A 17,330-nucleotide genomic window follows, 5' to 3' on the forward strand; every position below is an offset into this window, starting at 1 on the left:
GAATGAGTTGAGCTGCGGGTCTTGTGCTCGGCAATCTTGGTCGGCAGGGTGTCCGAGGTGCGTGCTGATCTTGTTCCTGACGACCTGTGGGAGCGGGTGGCCCCGTTGCTGCCGCCCGCTCCCGAGCGGCGCCACCGGCATCCGGGGCGGTTGCGTGTTCCTGACCGAACAGCACTCGCCGGCGTCCTGTTCGTGCTGCGGACCGGTGTCGCCTGGCGGGACGTCCCGGCGGAGACCGTGGGCTGTTCCGGCGTGACGGCCTGGCGCCGGCTGCGGGACTGGACCGAGGCCGGCGTCTGGCCCCGCCTGCACGCCGCCCTGCTGACCGAGCTGCGCCGCGCCGAACTGCTGGACCTGGACGACTGTTCTGTGGACGGATCGCACGTCCGGGCCCTCAAAGACATCTCAGGGGGATAGGAAGTCAAGAGGGACCGCGGGTCTTGATCGCTATCGAGGCCGCTGATTGGCTGGCCGACATGAATGATCTCGGACCCGTTGCGTGGCCGCCTGCACCGATCAAGACCGAGAGGCTCGTGCTGCGTGAGCCCGAGGCCAGGGACCGTGCGGCGTTCGTCGAGCTGCACGCCTCGCCGGAGGTGCACACATACCTCGGCGGCCCCCGGTCGCGTGACGAGCTTGAGGGCGAGATGCCCGAGGTGCCCGAGCGGTGGCCCGGGAGTTTCGTCGTCGATCTCGACGGGGCGATGATTGGCCAGGTCCTGCTCAGGAGAGTAACGGAGCATGTTTGCCCCTCTGCCGTGGGGAAGGTCGATCTCGGTTACCTGTTCCTGCCGCAGGCGTGGGGATTTGGGTATGCGGCCGAAGCGTGCGCTGCGGCTCTGGGCTGGCTCGAAGACGTCCTTCCTGGTGAGCCGGTGGTACTCGCCACCCAGACCGCCAACGTCCGTTCGATGCGTCTCGCGGCGAAGCTGGGGTTCACCGAAGCGGAACGGTTCCGGGCCTGGGACGCCGATCAGTGGCTCGGCTTGCGAACCTCTGTCATACCCTCCAGTTGAGCTGGAAGGAGTGGCGCGAAGGCGCGCCGTTCGTCGAAGGGCTGCCGGGCTTGGAGACAGTGGTGGAGCTGACCGAGAAGACGGTTCAGCAAGTGCCTTTGTGCGGCAGCATGCCAGTCTCCGCGCTCGCGTCGGCGCCGGTAGTGCGCGTTCGCTCCTGGCGAGGCGGTAAGGGCGGCGAAGGCCCAGAGGAAGCCGGCGTTGATGAGGCGGTTGTTCTTGACGAAGCGGCGGCCGACGAAGCGCTTCTTCCCGGAGGCCCGGGTGATAGGCGCGGATCCGGCGTACGACTTCAGAGCCCGGGCGTCGGTGAATCGTCCCCGGTCATCGCCCAGCTCGGCGAACACGCGGGCGCCGAGCATCGGTCCCAGGCCGGGGAAGCTGAGGAGGATCTCGCTGTCGGCGTGCTGGTGAAAGGCGGCTGTGGCCGCCTCCGCGAGATCGTCCGCGGCCTCGCAGGTGGCGTCCAGCTGCTTGAGCAGGGCCAAGAGCTGGGGTGGCCGAAGGCGGCCTCGACACCGGGCAGCTGGTGGGCGTACTCGGCGCGGAAGATGTCCCGCAGCCGCTCGGCTTCTGTGTCGCAGCCGCGGAGGCGGCCACTGCGTTTGAGGGCGGCCCGCAACTGAGCGAGGGTGAGTTTCGCGGCCTTGGCCGGGGTCGGGGCCAAGGTGAGGACGACACGGGCGTCAGCCCTGGTCAGGCCGCCTTGCTTGCCCTGGAAGGCCAGCAGGGCGGCAGGGTAGTACTCGCGCAGGAGCGAGCGAACCTGGTTGGCGACCTGCTGCCGGGTCCAGACGGCGTCCTGCTGTGCTCGGGCCAGGACCGTGATGGCTTGGGCGAGTTCGGAGTCGGCCGGCAGGCGCCGGTGGGCGTGCATGTCGGTGCGCAGGATGTTCGCTAGGACCAGGGCGTCGCCCGGGTCGGATTTTTTGCGGCTGACGCCGTGGCGGTCGCGGTAGCGGGCGGCGGCGAGCGGGTTGATCGCGAACACCCGACGGCTGCCGGTGCGCAGGCTCGCGACCAGGAGGCCGTGGCTGGTTTCGATGGCCACCGGTATCGGATCTTCTGGGCTGTCACCGTGCTCGGCCAGGAGGGCCAGAAGTTTGTGGTAGCCGGCCGCGTCGTCGGTGATACGGGCTTTGGCGAGCAGAGTGCCGGCTTCGTCGACGAGGGCAATATCGTGGTGGCGCTCCGCCCAGTCGATTACCGCAGAACACAGTCAAGTGATCCTCCCAGATCCGTCCGTTTATGCAGGTCACGAGCACATGCGGGTCACGCGGCGCCCTAATCCAAGGACTCGTCGGTCCGCCATCTCAGTAGCCGTTCGCGACACCAGCGCACCCCAGGGACTCGATCTTTCTGCAGAGCTCGCGGGCTCGCGGATGAACAAGAGGTCGACCCTGGAGCGGGCTCGCGCCGTGACGATCAACGTCCGAGCAGCCCCCGGGAGTTTCGCGGTGACCACGGAGGCGCCGGGCTGCGCCGCTCTTGACAGAGGCCTCAAGGGCCGGGGGAAACGGAGGCATCAGCCCGGCGCCCGCGTCGTCACCGCGAGCCCCGCAACGGACAGCGATGCCGCTCTTTGAGGAGGCCTTGACGACCAGGGGGGATCCAGGCATTCGCTGTCCAGTGCGAGCAGCTGTCCGGGTTGTTGCATGGTCCCGGGCCGTCTGCTTACTCACTGGATTAGGGGGGACCACGTCGGCCCCTCACCCGTCGACCGCGCCCGCCCCGGCTCCAAGCACCACCTGATCGTCGACCGGCACGGAACCCCACTCGCCGTCACGCTCACCGGCGGCAACCGGCACGACATCACCCAGCTCCTGCCCCTGCTCGACGCGGTCCCGCCGATTCGGGGAGCCCGGGGACGCCCCCGCCGCAAGCCCCGACGTCTGCATGCGGATCGGGGCTACGACTTCGACAAGTACCGCCGCCTGCTGTGGAAGCGGGGCATCAAGCCGTTGATCGCCCGACGCGGCGTCGCCCACGGTTCCGGACTGGGCAAGGTGCGCTGGGTCGTCGAGCGCGCCTTCGCCTGGCTGCACCAGTTCAAACGGCTCCGCACCCGCTACGAACGCCGCGCCGATCTCCATCAAAGCCTGCTCGAACTGGCCTGCAGCCTCATATGCCTCCGCCGCCTTCGGACCTCATCCTGAAGCGATCAGCCAGCTACGCTGAACCACCCCGGCCGCACCTCGGCCAGAAGCGGTTGCAGCGACCGCACTGCGGACCGCAGGTCCTCATCCGTGACGTCAAGAGGATCTGGCAGGCTCAGCCCGTACCAGCGCAGCCGCCAGAGATCGAAGACTTCGCTCCCGTCGGCTTCGAAGTCCACATCGACCTCAGTGCCGTTGCCACTGACGAATCGACATCCCGCCCCATGAACCGTGTAGGAGTAGGTACCGATGTGCTCACTCCGGCTGATCCGGCGCGAACGGGCCAGGCCAAGGACATCTGCCAGTCGCTCAAGCGAGGGGATCGCCACCCTCATGGCCTCGTCAATCGCGTTCAGAGCACGGACGTAACCGAGCACGAGTTCTCGCGCAGCCCCAACCCGTTCCATACGGCGTCACCCCCCTGAGCCCGTGGCTGAAGGGATTGTTCCATGGACCGCCAGTGTCTCCGCAGGACGACATTCTGAAACGATCAGTAAGGCTGGCTAGATCGATGGACCCAACCGTATGCACGTGATTTCGGTCAGAGGCGCCGGGCGGCTCTGTGTGAACTGCCGGTGGGCTCCACCCACGGACAGCCCCATCCTGCCGCTCGGCGCAGCGGTCAGCGAGGTGGACGCTCTCGCCGTCTGGCTCGACGGGGAGCCCGAGGCGGAGGAGAACATCCGGGGCCGTTGATCTGGGTGCGGGGTTCTCGGCGGAAGACGTGGGATGTCGATGACGAACTGTGGGTGGTGATCGAGCCGCAGCTGCCGAAGGTCGAGCGTCGGGCCCGACGTCCAGGACGCAAGCGGTATCCCGACCGGCTGGTGTTCCAGGGCATCCTGTTCGTTCTGCATACGGGGATCGCCTGGGAACACCTGCCGCAGGAACTCGGCTTCCGCTCGGGCATGACCTGCCGGCGCCGAGTGGACCGAGGTCGGTTGTGTGGCCCCGGCTGCACGAGGTCCTGCTCGCCGAACCCCGCGGCAGGAACGCCCTGGACTTCTCCCAAGCGGCGGCCGACGGCTCCCATATTCGGGCATTAAGAGGGGATTTGTGGCAGGACGAAGCCCCGTCGATCGGGGTAGGACGGGCAGCAAGCATCATCTGATCACCGAAGCCACTGGCATCCGCTCGCCGCGACCTTGATCGGCGGCAACCGCAACGACGTCACCCAGCTGATCCATCCTCCTCCGGTGCGGGGCAAGCGTGGCTAGCCGCGGCGCCGCCTGGACATGGTGCTGGCCGACCGTGGCTATGGCCATGACAAGTGCCGCCGTCTGGTCTGGGGCCTCGGTGTGAAGCCGCTGATCGCCCCGTGGCGGTACCGAGCGCGACTCCGGACTCGGTGCCCAACGCTGGGTAGAACGCGCATTCGCTCACCTGCGCTGGTTCCGCCGTCTGCGGATCCGTTGGGAGATCCGCGACGACATCCACGAAGCCTTCATCACCCTCGGATGCGCACTCATCTGCTGGCGACGCCCGAAGTCATTGCGATAGGAGTTCTAAGCCTCGGCCGCTTGACTGCCCAGGCGCCCTGCATTCTCGCGGTCGGAAACAGGGTTGCGGAAGAACAAGCGAACCAGGCGACGATTCTCGCGCTTCAGCGCGACAAACGATCCCTGGCTTGTGGTTTTCCTCGAGAGCCAGCTTGTGCGGGTGTCAGCTGTCGTCCGGTTCCATGGTGCCCCCCGAGGGAGATCCTCTGCTCTGCGTCAGCGCTTCACGCACTGGCCGCTTGATGATGGGTTCTGCGGATCATTGAATAGACGTTCGCGTCCCGAGCGCTCAGTCCTGCTGCTTCGGCCGGCGCTTGCAGCAACGTCGGCAGCCCGGTCCGTACCCGCTTCCGCTCTCAGGGCCAAAGCGTTCCGTGCGTCGCCGGCCGGGTCGGTTCGTACCGCGCCTCCGGCTCGCGAGTTCGACATTGCCGAGGGGCCTCGGGCAGGCAGCGAGGCGGCTGCGGAGGGGGCTCCGCATGCCTGATGGTCCATCAGGTAAGTCAGCGTTTGGTCAGCATGAGTTGCCGGGCATTCCGGGAGGATTGCCTGAACAGGCGTCCGTGACGGCACGAAAGCCCAGGTGAGGGACGGTGTCGCCTGACAGGGCGATGTTCCTCACAAACATCGTTCGGCGCGTGCCGGTGTACAGTCGAGACCGCCCTTGACCTGCAAGAAGCGGGCAGGGAGCCGTCTCAGAGGAGTCCAAAGTGCTGCGTACTCTGTTCAAGTCCAAGATCTAGCATCTGGGCGTTTGCGCAGGTCAGAAGCGTAGCGGGGCCGCTCAGGTCAGCAAATGGTCAGCATCGGGTGCGAGGGCGTCCTGGCTTGCTGACCTGGTGACCGCCACGGCGCGGTGCCTGGGCGCAGATGCCCGGCTCCCGCTCGGAAGGTGCGTCACGTGGCTCGTCAACTTGCCCGCGGTATGGGGTCGTTCTTCAAGGACTGCGGCTGTGCCAGGCCGACCAGGTGCCCGCACCCGTACACGATCCGTTTCCGCAACGGTCTGGGGAAGCAGGTCGAGGAGGGCGGGTTCGGCACGCAGGACGACGCGATCGAGCGCCTCACGCAGATCTATGCGGAGAAGAAGCGCACGGCGCCGTCTGTCGCGGAAGCGCGCCGGGAGCTGGGGCAGAAGACGGTCGCGGAATACGCGAAGCAGTGGCTGCCCCGCCAGCGCCGAATGACCGCATACTCCACGGGCGAGCACGTCAGCAGCTCCATCAACGTCCATATCGTTCCGCGCCTGGGGTCACGGAAGCTGATATCCGTAACTCCCATCGTGGTGGAGCGTTTCCTGGACGAGTTGGAGGCCGACGGCGTCGGCCGGGGTAATCAGGTCAACATCCTGCGCACGCTCAAGGCGATTCTGCGGGACGCCTACGACAAGGGCGCGATGGCGGATGACCCGGTCAAGGGAGTGCAGGAACCGGAGTACGTCCGCGAGAGGGTGGTCATCCCGGACCTGGCCTATCTGAAGCAGGCTCTGGCTGTCGCGGGTGACGGCCTTGCTCTGGAGATCGTGATGATGGCGGGCTGCGGACTACGAAACGGCGAAGCCCGGGCCGTGAACATCAACAACGTGGTCGCGCACGACGTGTACCGGGTGCACGAGCAGATCCATTCCAATACGCACCGGCCGGCGAAGCTGAAGCATCGCAAGGCGGGGGAGTTCCGGGAGGTGCCGCTGCCCCGCTCGGTACGGGAGGCGATCGAACGCCATGAGGCGAAACACGGCGCGACGAAGGAGGGGTATCTGCTGCGGGGGCCGAGCGGGTATTACACGGAGCCGATGGAACGTCGGCGCGTCCGCGCACTCTTCGAGAGGCTGCCCGTGATGGACGGGATGGGGATGTATGGCTTCCGGCACTACTTCGCCTCCAACGCGTTGGGTAGTGGCATCCCGATCACCGACGTGGCGGAGTGGATGGGGCACAAGTCGATCGAGGAGACGTACCGCACCTACCGGCACTTGATGCCGGGCAGCGTCACCAAGGCGGCGCGGGTTTTGGACGCCGGCCTGTGGGACGCGGCCTGAGACAACAACGAAGCCTGCCAGGATTGCTTCCGGGCCGGGTTGCAGTGGCACCACATGGCACAGGTTGTAGAGACCGTCCAGGGATGTCTACGCCAGTCCGGCGCGAGCACGAAACCGCAGGTCAGAGACTCCTAATCTGGAAGAGTCTGGCTAGTTGGTGATCGCTGTGTGATACGAGGGTGATAAGGCGAGGCGCCACCGAGGCCCGTCCTGACGGAATCTCTGCACGGTTCCGTCAGACGGCGAAGCCGCACCGGAGCACTCCGGTGCGGCTCCGCCGTGAGACCGCACGCGCTGGTGCGCATGGTGCGGTCGCTGCCTCGTGCGGTCCGTGTGCTGGAACACCCTCGGGTGCTTGATTTGCCATCGCACCCGTTCATCGGGCGTGTGTCCCTCTCAGCGTGACCGGGTCGTGTGAGTGCGGGAGCGGGAACGGTCGGATCGATCAGTTTGTCGCCGGTGGATGAACTGGCGGTCTGTGAACCGCGCGAGATCGCGATGTCGCTGACGGTAGGTCCTACTGGCGCCCACGGACCCGGTGTTGCCTCGGCGATCGTGTGTCGCAGGGAAGTGCCCACGTACAGGGGTGCACAAGGGGCAGTCCGGAAAGCCTCTCAGTCGGCCCGGCTCAGGGCCGCGGTGCGGGATCCGGGGGCGAAGTCGCCGAAGGGCTGTTGCCAGGACTCACCGGGCCAGTAGTACGTCACATGGCCTTCGGCGGGCCGGTAGCGGGCTGTGTAGAGCCTTCTCGTCCCTTGCTCGTCAACGGTTCGGTACAGCGGTGGTTTCAGCGTGGCCGCCACGTCCGCACCTGCGGCGCGAATGGCGCGCAGCTGCTCCTGCGTCCGCAAGGCCCCGTCCTGCTGGCACATCGGCACCCTCACGAGCCACGTCCTGGGCGCGAACAGACGCCCCTACATGGTGGGGGCGGTGTGGTGGTTCGAGCGGACCCGCTCGGCCCGCTTCAGGACGGTCGCGGGCCGAGCCGAGATGCCCAGGGTGCGGTCGGTTGGAGTACGGCCTCGGACAGCGCGCGAGTCCGTAGCGCGGTGATCTGCTGGTAATCGGGGTCGGTGACCATGCTGCTGAACGCCTCCCGGCTGGGATAACGGACCAGAAGCACCGCGTCCCAGGTCTGGCCTTCCCCGGCCATGAGGGGCGTATCACCGTCGCCTGCGTAGAGCAGTTCCCCTCCGTATCTACTCAGGAAGACGGCCGCTCGGCGTGAGTATTCCTCGTAGGACCGCCGGCCGTCCGGCGTGAACCGCAGAAGGTTCAGCATCACGAACGGCCCATCCGGGCCGTGCGTAGCGAAGGCGTTGAGAACCGCCTTGTCGGGATCGACAGCCACGGGCTGCCCCTGTCGGTCGTCGTGGGATGCTTCCCGCCCGCCCGGGACGGGTGGTACGAGGCTAAGCGATGACAGGCCCCTTGCATACCACCCGGTCGGTACCCTCGTCTTTCGTCGTGAACTCGCCTGCCATTCCTCGGCTGTCAGGACGACGTCCAGCTCCCCCGTCACCGGCTTCGACGAGTCGAATCGGTACGGCTGTACGTCAGCAGGTCTCGCCGTCATCGGCGGGGCGCCGCGGTTTCAAGAACCTCTGACAGGACACCCAAAAACGGTCATAAGGAGCACGCCTGTCGCGTCGCCTGGTGACGGTGATACGAAATCGACGGAGGAGACACATGAAGGCTGTCGTGTGGCACGCGCTGGGGGACATACGCCTCGATGACGTGCCGGAACCGAAGATCAAGGACCCGTACGACGCGATCGTGCGGATCACGACGTCCGCCATCTGCGGCACCGACCTGCACTTCATCCGTGGCACGATGCCCGGGATGCAGGAGGGGCGCATCCTCGGCCACGAGGCCGTCGGCGTCGTGGAGGAGGTCGGTTCCGGGGTGCGCAACCTCCGTCCCGGTGACCGTGTCGTGGTGCCGTCCACCGTGGCGTGCGGGACGTGCAGCTACTGCCGGGCCGGCTACTACGCGCAATGTGACAACGCCAACCCGGGTGGCCGGAGGGCGGGCACGGTGTTCTTCGGTGGCCCGGAAGCCGCCGGGGGACTGGACGGTCTCCAGGCTGAGTATGCCCGTATCCCGTTCGCGCACGTCGGGCTGGTCCCGCTGCCGGACACCGTGGATGACGCGCAGGCCATCCTGGTCTCCGACATCTACCCCACGGCGTGGTTCGGGGCGAGGCTGGCGGAGGTCGGAGACGGCGACACCGTGGCGATCGTGGGTGCCGGGCCGGTCGGTCAGGCGGCCATCGCCTGTGCCCGCCTCCAGGGAGCCGGGCGCATCATCGTCGTCGACGGCCTGGCGGATCGGCTGGACCTGGCGCGCGACCAGCATGCCGAAACGGTCGACTTCAACACCGAGGATCCGGTCGAGGCCGTCTTGGAGCTGACCGGCGGCATCGGCGTGGACCGTGTGATCGAGGCCGTGGGCGTGGATGCCCAGCGGCCCGCCCACGGTCCGGCGGCCGAAGCGCTGCGCGAGCAGGGCGAGCAGTTCGCGCACGAACGCCAGGAGGCGGCTCCCGAACAGAATCCGGACGGCAGCGCGTGGGTGCCCGGTGACGCCCCGACCCTGGCCGCCCGCTGGGCCGTGCAGATGTCGGCGAAGGCCGGCACGATCGGCACCGTCGGCGTCTACCCGCCGCAGGTGCAGCACTATCCGTACGGCGAGGCGTTCATGAAGAACCTCACCCTGAAGATGGGCAACTGCAACCACCGCCGATACGTGCCCGAGCTGGTGTCCATGGTCGCCGCCGGCCGGCTCGACCCCACTCCGCTGATCACCCGCTGGGTCGGCACCGAGGACGCGATCGACGCCTACCGCACCTTCGACCGGAGGGAGGCGGGCTGGACCAAGGTGACCCTCGGCGTGGCGGGCGACGGCTCGGTCGTTCCGGGCTTGGGCGAAGCGGCCGGTACCGGAGCCGCCACCACGGCAGGTACGCAGGGGCCCAGGGCGACGGACCAGGGCAGCCGAGGTGACCGGTCATGACCGCCGACGCCGGCGAGAAGGCGTAGAAGACAGGGGACTTCTACTGCGCGCACCGCAGCGAAAAGGCATGTGACACAGGGAGACAAGATCCCGTCCTGCCCCACCGAGCACAAGGAGTTCGAGACCCGGAGGAACGAACTCGGCAACAGGTCGTGAACGGGAGCCTCGGTGTCAAGGGGCCCGAGTGTACGGCCGCCGGTGCAGGTCGGCTCCGCGCTCGCCTACCGCGGCATTCTGTTGCGGAGCGCGTACTGCGGTGCCAAGCACAATCCAGGGCTTCACCGAGTCGGTGCGCTGCGAACTGCTGCACGACAGGTCGGCGGTACGCGTCACCATGGTGCAGATGCCGGCCGTCAACACCCCGCAGTTCACCTGGTTACGCACGCACCTGCCGCGCCACGCCAGCCGGTGCCGCCCATCTACCAGCCGGAGCTGGCCGCACGCGCCGTGCTGCGCGCCGCGGACCACCCCCGGCGACGCGAGTACTGGGTCGGGACGTCCACGGCGCTGACGCTGCTGGCCAACGCCGTCGTACCCGGACTGCTCGACCACTACCTGGCGCGACGGGTTTCGACTCCCAGCAGACCGACGCCCACCCGCAGCCTCAGGGGACGGCAACCTCTTCGCACCGGCGGACGAGAATACGGACTACGGAGCCCACGGCGTGTTCGACGACCAGGCCCACACCTTCGACCCGCAGGTGTGGGCGAGCCGTCATCACATGGGCAAGGCGGTGGCCGCCGCGGGACTGGCCGGTGCGGGGTACGCGCTCCTGCGCCGCCGAGCCATGTGAAATGCCAGTTCGCCGAGGAGTGGTCGGGAAACGCCTTGCGCAGCGTCGCGCGGGCGGGGTCCACCAGAGGCAGGCGCCGGTCGAGATACAGCGTCGAGTATCCGGCTGCCCGTGCGTGCGATCCTCTGCCTCAGCCGTGCTCTGCTTCGGGACAGCAGCACACACAACACCCCTCGACGCTTCGCGGACCCGGTCGGGGAACAGGCGTACCCCGGGGGCGCCGTTCGATCGCAGTGCAGTTCGCACAGCCCGCGTGACGGGCCCGGTGCGCCGGACGCTTCACCGGTTTGCGCGCGCGGGGACTGGGATACACGGGCGAGGCATTGCGGACGGTATTGCGAAGGAAGGGAACGCCCATGGGACACGGCGGGGATGTCACCGCGGAACTGACCACCGACCACCGGGAGGTCGAAGAACTGTTCGGCAAGATCGAGGACCTGCCTCCGGGGGACGGGCAGAGGAAAAAGTACGCCGACCAAGCCGTGATCGAGCTGGTGCGGCACTCGGTCGCCGAAGAGGCGTACCTCTATCCGGCCGTGCGCGAGTTCCTGCCGGACGGCGACACGATCGCGGACAAGGAGATCGAGGACCACGCCGAGGCCGAGCGGACGATGAAGGCCCTCGAAGGAGTCGACGCGGGTGACGCGGAGTTCGACCGGCTCATCGGCGAACTGATGGCGGAGATCCGGTCGCACGTCCGGGACGAGGAGGACAACCTCTTTCCCCGCCTGCGGTCGGCGGCCACCGAGGACGAGCTGGTGAAGCTGGGCGAGAAGGTCCGACAGGCCAAGAAGACCGCTCCGACCCGACCGCACCCGTCCGCCCCGGACAAGCCGCCGGCCAACAAGCTGCTGGCCCCCGGCACGGGCATGGTCGACCGGATCAGGGACGCCCTGTCGGGGCGCTGACGGCGACGCGTGCCGTGCCGCCGAACGGGCCTCCCGGTTTGTGTGCGCGAGGCCCTGAATACACGGTCGGGCACGCGGTCGGCGAAGGAGAGGGACGCCCTCGTGGGCCACGACGGATGCGTCGACGCCGAGGTGCGCATACCACCGGCCGACACACTGCCGGCACCCGGCTCGGGCAGGGTGGGACGCGGCAGGGACCGAGACCGCGCGATCCCGTCCCCCGGTGGACGGGCCGACTGCTCCCGGCGTCGGCCGGTTGATACCGACGCACCCCTCGTCACCAGTGGAGGTTGTTCATGGACCCGGTTGATCTGCCTCTTCCTGTCGTCCTACGTCCGCAGGAGCAACCCGATGCGGGTGCCCTGGAGCGGGACCTGCGGTCCCGCGTCGACGGGGAGGTGCGTTTCGACGCGGGCACGCGGGCGACGTACTCGACCGACGCCTCCAACTACCGGCAGGTACCCATCGGCGTGGTCGTCCCCCGGACGGTCGAGGCGGCCCGGGAGGCGGTGCAGGTATGCCGTGAGCACGGCGCGCCGCTGCTGTCGCGGGGCGGCGGCACGAGCCTCGCTGGCGAGTGCTGCAACACCGCCGTGGTCCTGGACTGGACCAAGTACTGCAACCGGCTGCTGTCCGTCGACGTGCAGAACCGTCGCTGCGTCGTCGAGCCGGGCATCGTGCTGGACGACCTGAACCGACAGCTGGCCGACTACGGCCTGATGTACGGCCCCAAGCCCGCCACCCATCCCAACTGCACGATCGGCGGAATGATCGGCAACAACTCGTGCGGGTCGACGGCCCAGGCGTACGGCAAGGTCGTCGACAACCTGTACCGCCTCGAAGTCCTCACTTACGACGGCGTACGCATGTGGGTGGGCCGGACGGACGACGGCGAACTGCGACGGCTCACGGAGTCCGGCGGGCGCACGGCCGAGCTGTACCGCGGGATGGCCGCCCTGCGCGACCGGTACGCCGGCCTCGTCCGCGATCGATACCCCGATATCCCGCGCCGGGTCTCTGGCTACAACCTGGACTCGCTCCTGCCCGAGCACGGTTTCGACGTCGCCGGACTGCTCACCGGCTCCGAGTCCACTCTCGTCACCGTCCTGCACGCGGAACTCGAGCTCGTTCCGGTACCGAAGCACAGCGCGCTGGTCGTGCTCGGTTACGAGGACATCTGCCAGGCCGCCGACCACGTACCGGCAGTCCTCCGGCACGAGCCGGCGGCGCTGGAGGGCGTGGACCACCAGTTGATCCACTTCCAGCAGGAGAAGCACCTCAACCCCGACGCTCTGAAGGAACTGCCCGACGGACGGGCCTACTTGATGGTGCAGCTCAACGGCGACACCCGCGAGGAGGTGGAGAAGCGGGCCAAGGCGCTCATCGACGCCAAGCCCGACGACGTCGACCACACCTGGTACGACGACCCGCGGCACATCGGACAGCTGTGGAAGGTGCGCGAGTCCGGGCTCGGTGCGACCGCGCACGTCCCCGGCAAGCCGGACACCTGGGAGGGCTGGGAGGACTCGGCCGTCCCCGTGCACCGCCTCGGTGACTACCTGCGTGATCTCAAACGCCTCTACGAGGAGTTCGACTACGGGCACCCCTCGGTCTACGGCCACTTCGGTCATGGCTGCGTCCACACCCGCATCCCCTTCGACCTGGAATCGGAGCAGGGGATCGCCCGGATGCGGGCGTTCGTGGAACGCGCCGCCGATCTCGTCGTCTCCTACGGTGGATCGCTGTCCGGCGAGCACGGGGACGGCCAGTCCCGGGGCGAACTGCTGACGAAGATGTTCGGGCCGGAGCTGATCGAGGGCTTCGAGCGGCTCAAGGGCCTGTTCGACCCGGAGAACCGCATGAACCCGGGCAAGATCGTCGTTCCCTACCGCCTCGACCAGAACCTGCGGCTGGGAGCCGGCTACCTGCCCTGGGAACCGGAAACCGCCTTCTCCTTCCCGCACGACGACGGCAAGTTCAGCCGGGCCGCCGCCCGCTGCGTCGGAGTGGGTAAGTGCCGATCTTCGGAAGGCGGGGTGATGTGCCCCAGCTACCGGGCCACCCGCGAGGAGGAGCACTCCACCCGTGGCCGTGCCCGCCTGCTGTTCGAGATGGTCAACAACGACGACGACTCCCCGGTGACGGACGGCTGGCGCTCCGACGAGGTGCACGACGCACTCGATCTCTGCCTGGCCTGCAAGGGATGCAAGACGGACTGCCCGGTCAACGTCGACATGGCCACCTACAAGGCCGAGTTCCTGCACCACCACTACAAGGGCCGGTTGCGGCCGCTCGCCCACTACTCGATGGGTTGGCTACCCGCCGTCGCACGAGCCGTCTCGCTCGCCCCCCGCACCGTCAACGCCCTGGCATCCGTTCCCTGGCTGGCACGTGCGGCGAAGGCGCTGGGCGGAGTGGCGCCGGAGCGGGATGTGCCGGTCTTCGCCGAACAGCGCTTCACCGACTGGTGGCGTGAGCGGGGTGGGCCGCGTGGTGACGGACAGCGGGGAGAGGCCGTGGTCTGGCCCGACACCTTCACCGACCACTTCCACCCCGCCGTCGGCCGCGCCGCCGTCGAGGTACTGGAAGCGGCAGGCTTCCGGGTCAAGGTGCCCGAGCACGCGGTCTGCTGCGGGCTGACCTGGATCTCTACGGGACAGTTGGGCGTTGCCCAGCGCGTTCTGGGACACACCCTCGATGTGCTCCGCGAGGATCTGCGCCGGGGCACCCCCGTCGTCGGTCTGGAACCGAGCTGCACCGCCGTCTTTCGCGCCGACGCCGTGGAACTGCTGCCGAAGGACCCGGACGTGGAGCGGCTGCGCGCCCAGACCAGGACGCTCGCCGAACTCCTGGTGGAGCGTGCCGACGACTGGCGGCCGCCCCGGGTCGACGCCCGGGCGGTCGTCCAGCGTCACTGCCACCAGTACGCCGTCATGGGCTTCGACGCCGACCGCGAGATCCTCGAGCGGGCCGGGGTCGACGCCGACGTCCTCGACGCCGGATGCTGCGGACTGGCCGGCAACTTCGGGTTCGAGAAGGGCCATTACGACGTGTCCATGGCCTGCGCCGAGGCCGGGTTGCTGCCCGCGGTACGGCAGGCCGACGACTCCACCCTGGTGCTCGCCGACGGCTTCAGCTGCCGTACTCAGGTCGACCAGGCCGGCACCGGACGCACCCCGCTGCACATCGCTGAAATCCTCGCGGCTGGCCTGCGCGGGAGGGAAGCCGTGGCGGACCGGCCCGCACCTCCAGGGCGACGGGCACTGCTGCCGCTGGCCGGGGCGGGCGCCGCCCTGCTCGCGGCCGCCGTCGGCGCCCGACGTGTCCGGGTGTCCCGTACCAGTTCCAAGAAGGGTGTGCGCTAGGTGGAGGGAACCTGGTCGTTCGGACTGGCGATTCTCGTGGTGGCACTGGCCGGCACGGCAGCGGTCGCGTCGAACCGGTTGAGTGAGCGGACCCGTGTTCCCGCTCCCGCGTTCTTCCTGGTGGTGGCCGCCGTCGCCGTGGACGTCTTCCCCGGGCTGCGGGAGCTGTCGACCGCCACGGTGCAGGATGTGGTCACCGTCGCCCTGGTGGTGCTGCTCTTCCAGGGCGGAATGGACCTCGGCTGGCGGCGCTTCCGGCCGGAGGCCCGAGCCATCCTCGTGATCGGTGTACTGGGCACCTTCGCCACCGCCGGCCTGCTGGCTGTCGCGGCGCACACACTGCTCGGCCTGGACTGGCGTCCCGCCCTCCTGCTGGGCACGGCTCTCGCGCCCACGGACCCGGCCGTCGTCTTCTCGGTGCTCGGACGCCGCCGCATCACGGGCCGCGCCGGAGTGCTGCTGCCCGGCGAGTCCGGCGCCAACGACCCGGTGGGCATCGCGCTCATGGCGGGTCTGCTGGGCAGCTCGGGCGGTGCCCTCGGCACGGCCGGACACACGGCCGTGCTCTTCGTCCAGGAGATGGTGGTCGGCGCGGTGCTCGGCGCCGCCGGCGGATGGGCGCTCAAGTGGCTGATGCGCAGGGTAGCCCTGCCGGCCGAGGGCCTCTACCCGCTGCGCACGCTCGCGGGGGCGTTCGCGGTCTACGGACTGGCGACGGTGGCCCACGGCTCCGGGTTCCTGGCCGTCTTCGTCGCCGGAATCCTGCTCGGCGACGTCCGGGCTCCCTACAAGAGAGAGATCGAACGCTTCCACACCGCGCTGGGCAGTCTGGGCGAGGTCGTCGCCTTCGCCGTGCTGGGGCTGACCGTACCGCTGTGGACGTTCACCGCCGAAGGCGCGTGGCAGGACGGACTGATCCTGGCGGTGCTGCTCGCCCTGGTCGTGCGTCCGGTCGTCATGGCCGTTCTGCTGTGGCGCATGCGGATGAGCCTGGGGGAGAGGGCGTTTCTCGCCTTCACCGGGCTCAAGGGCGCCGTTCCGGTGCTGCTCGGCAGCTACGTCGTCAGCTCACAGGTCGCGGACGCCGATCGCCTGTACGACATCGTCTTCGTCGTGGTCGTCTTCTCCGTCGTGGTCCAGGGATCGCTGGTGCCCACCGTGGCGAGGTGGTGCCGGGTGCCGATGCGGTCGGTGGAACTGGAGCCGTGGGCTTTGGGAGTGCGCTTGCGTGACCGCCCCGAGGGGGTGGTCCGCCACGTGGTCGCGGAGGGCTCCCCGGCAGACGGCGCCGCCATCGAGGAACTCGACCTCGGCGAGGACACCTGGATCAGCCTCGTCGTCCGCGAGGGGCGCCTGCTTGCCGTGAGCGGCTCCACGCGGTTGCGCAGGGACGACGAGATCCTGCTGCTGACGGGAGACGACGACGAGACATGTGCACGGCTGTTCACCACCCACCCGACGTGACACCCTGCGCCGCGCTCGCCCACGCCGCCGCACCTCATGACCCGCCGAAGAACCGCCCGGAACCGCCTCAACTCCCGTCCGCCCCGGGTGCCGACGCCCAGTGGCAGCCCGACAGCGTGGACGCAGTCGGCGAGGTGACGGAGCACTGCACCGAGTGGCGCTCCCTTCGGCCTGATCACATTCTCTCTTTCCAGCCGACCCGGACCAGCCAGGCGTTGACGGGCCAGGCCGTGAAGAAGCCGAGGATCATGGAGAGCTGCATCATCATCCAGTAGGCGGCTGTGGTCTTGGGGAGGCCGGGGGAGAAGAGAACTTCCTGGTAGAGCCACATGCCGAGGAAGAGGCCGACCTGAAAAGCGATGATGGAGAGGGTGTCGGCCTTCACGGCGGCCCAGATGCCCTTGAGCCTGCCGATGCCCCGCATGGGCACGATGGTGAAGTACTGGAAGAGGACGCCCAGTATCCAGGCGAAGGCGAAGTCCAGAGCGAAGTCCGCGTACAGGGCCTTGCCGGCCAGGGTGAGAGAGGCCGCGAAGACCAGCCACTCGGCGCCGATGTCGCCCAGGGTGCAGCCGGCTCCGCAATGGCTGATCGCCTTGGACTGGACGTTCCAGTCCGGCAGCTTGCCGGAGTCGGGCACGCCGTGTTCCTCGACCGCTCGCTCGGAGGTGCGGCGACCGTGGACGAAGTAGAACCACAAGGCGACCGGCCCCCAGTAGAGGGCCGTCACGGGATACACCAGATTCATGATCCACATGTGCTGACGGCGGCCCAAGAGGAAGAGGTCCGCCAGGATGACCAGCGCACAGGCGAAGGCCACGCTCAGGCTGAACCAGCCCAGCGCCTCGATCCAACCAGTCGGGTGCGCGTGCTCTTCCATGTTCTTGGTCCGTTCGGTCCCATCGGCGACGTGATCGGACACCTGGGTACCCGCGTGGTTCGCCGGTCAGTCGCCCGTCCCGCGTGCGACCCTGCCGGGGACGCGGTGCGTGTGCATGGCACTGCTGATGCTGCTACAAGCGGTCGTACGGTACAGGCAGCAAGCGCCCGGTCTCGGCGCGGTTGGTTCGACAGGG

The 17,330-nt window shown here is 68.3% G+C and carries 12 protein-coding genes and 4 pseudogenes; 11 read left to right on the forward strand and 5 right to left on the reverse strand.

Annotated elements, in window-relative coordinates; translation table 11 throughout:
* Window positions 1-57: 57 nt before the first annotated feature.
* Both QC283_RS08045 and QC283_RS08050 read left to right on the forward strand, forming a co-directional pair.
* A pseudogene (locus QC283_RS08045) lies at window positions 58-399 on the forward strand (transposase); the annotation flags it as partial.
* A 77-nt stretch (window positions 400-476) separates the two neighbouring features.
* Window positions 477-1,016 (forward strand): GNAT family N-acetyltransferase, encoded by a 540-nt coding sequence (locus tag QC283_RS08050; protein ID WP_279560802.1) that lies wholly within the window; start codon window positions 477-479, stop codon window positions 1,014-1,016.
* Here QC283_RS08050 and QC283_RS08055 read toward each other — a convergent pair.
* Window positions 974-2,254: pseudogene (locus QC283_RS08055) on the reverse strand (IS110 family transposase). The gene QC283_RS08050 and the pseudogene QC283_RS08055 overlap by 43 nt on opposite strands.
* A 453-nt stretch (window positions 2,255-2,707) precedes the next feature.
* Here QC283_RS08055 and QC283_RS08060 point away from each other — a divergent pair.
* A pseudogene (locus tag QC283_RS08060) lies at window positions 2,708-3,172 on the forward strand (IS5 family transposase); the annotation flags it as partial.
* 5 nt (window positions 3,173-3,177) lie between these two features.
* On the opposite strand, the gene QC283_RS08065 reads toward QC283_RS08060, so the two are convergent.
* Entirely contained in the window at window positions 3,178-3,579 is a 402-nt protein-coding gene (locus QC283_RS08065) for a DUF6896 domain-containing protein (protein WP_279560680.1), read from the reverse strand.
* Between the two features lie 124 nt (window positions 3,580-3,703).
* Here QC283_RS08065 and QC283_RS08070 point away from each other — a divergent pair, with 124 nt between their 5' ends.
* The 3 genes and pseudogenes from QC283_RS08070 to QC283_RS08080 all read left to right on the forward strand — a co-directional run bounded on the left by QC283_RS08070 (window position 3,704) and on the right by QC283_RS08080 (window position 6,709).
* Window positions 3,704-3,868 (forward strand): hypothetical protein, encoded by a 165-nt coding sequence (locus tag QC283_RS08070; RefSeq protein ID WP_279560681.1) that lies wholly within the window; start codon window positions 3,704-3,706, stop codon window positions 3,866-3,868.
* 5 nt (window positions 3,869-3,873) lie between these two features.
* A pseudogene (locus QC283_RS08075) lies at window positions 3,874-4,672 on the forward strand (IS5 family transposase).
* A 900-nt stretch (window positions 4,673-5,572) separates the two neighbouring features.
* A complete protein-coding gene (locus QC283_RS08080) occupies window positions 5,573-6,709 on the forward strand; it encodes a tyrosine-type recombinase/integrase (protein WP_279560682.1) in 1,137 nt (378 codons plus the stop codon).
* 614 nt (window positions 6,710-7,323) lie between these two features.
* Here the strand turns inward: QC283_RS08080 and QC283_RS08085 are convergent.
* On the reverse strand, window positions 7,324-7,560 hold the full coding sequence (locus QC283_RS08085) for a hypothetical protein (RefSeq protein ID WP_279560683.1): 237 nt from the start codon (window positions 7,558-7,560) through the stop codon (window positions 7,324-7,326).
* A 113-nt stretch (window positions 7,561-7,673) separates the two neighbouring features.
* Complete coding sequence (locus QC283_RS08090) at window positions 7,674-8,060, reverse strand: DUF1330 domain-containing protein (RefSeq protein WP_279560684.1); 387 nt, start codon at window positions 8,058-8,060, stop codon at window positions 7,674-7,676.
* 338 nt (window positions 8,061-8,398) lie between these two features.
* On the opposite strand from QC283_RS08090, the gene QC283_RS08095 reads away from it, so the two are divergent.
* The 5 genes from QC283_RS08095 (at window position 8,399) to QC283_RS08115 (ending at window position 16,254) form a co-directional block, all read left to right on the forward strand.
* Window positions 8,399-9,724, forward strand: a complete 1,326-nt coding sequence (locus QC283_RS08095; protein WP_279560685.1) for a zinc-dependent alcohol dehydrogenase — start codon at window positions 8,399-8,401, stop codon at window positions 9,722-9,724.
* Between the two features lie 664 nt (window positions 9,725-10,388).
* Window positions 10,389-10,517: a hypothetical protein gene (locus QC283_RS39440; protein ID WP_336620630.1), complete on the forward strand. Its 129-nt coding sequence runs from the start codon at window positions 10,389-10,391 to the stop codon at window positions 10,515-10,517.
* A gap of 356 nt (window positions 10,518-10,873) precedes the next feature.
* On the forward strand, window positions 10,874-11,425 hold the full coding sequence (locus tag QC283_RS08105) for a hemerythrin domain-containing protein (RefSeq protein WP_279560686.1): 552 nt from the start codon (window positions 10,874-10,876) through the stop codon (window positions 11,423-11,425).
* 296 nt (window positions 11,426-11,721) lie between these two features.
* Window positions 11,722-14,790, forward strand: coding sequence for an FAD-binding and (Fe-S)-binding domain-containing protein (locus QC283_RS08110; RefSeq protein ID WP_279560687.1), 3,069 nt, complete (start codon window positions 11,722-11,724; stop codon window positions 14,788-14,790).
* Window positions 14,791-16,254 carry a cation:proton antiporter domain-containing protein gene (locus tag QC283_RS08115; RefSeq protein ID WP_279560688.1) on the forward strand — a complete coding sequence of 488 codons (1,464 nt, stop codon included), beginning with the start codon at window positions 14,791-14,793 and terminating at the stop codon, window positions 16,252-16,254. It begins immediately after the preceding gene.
* Between the two features lie 175 nt (window positions 16,255-16,429).
* On the opposite strand, the gene QC283_RS08120 is transcribed toward QC283_RS08115, so the two are convergent.
* Window positions 16,430-17,134 carry a DUF4396 domain-containing protein gene (locus tag QC283_RS08120; protein WP_279560689.1) on the reverse strand — a complete coding sequence of 235 codons (705 nt, stop codon included), beginning with the start codon at window positions 17,132-17,134 and terminating at the stop codon, window positions 16,430-16,432.
* Window positions 17,135-17,330: the final 196 nt, after the last annotated feature.

It is taken from the genome of Streptomyces sp. DH41, assembly GCF_029813785.1.
GTDB lineage: Bacteria > Actinomycetota > Actinomycetes > Streptomycetales > Streptomycetaceae > Streptomyces.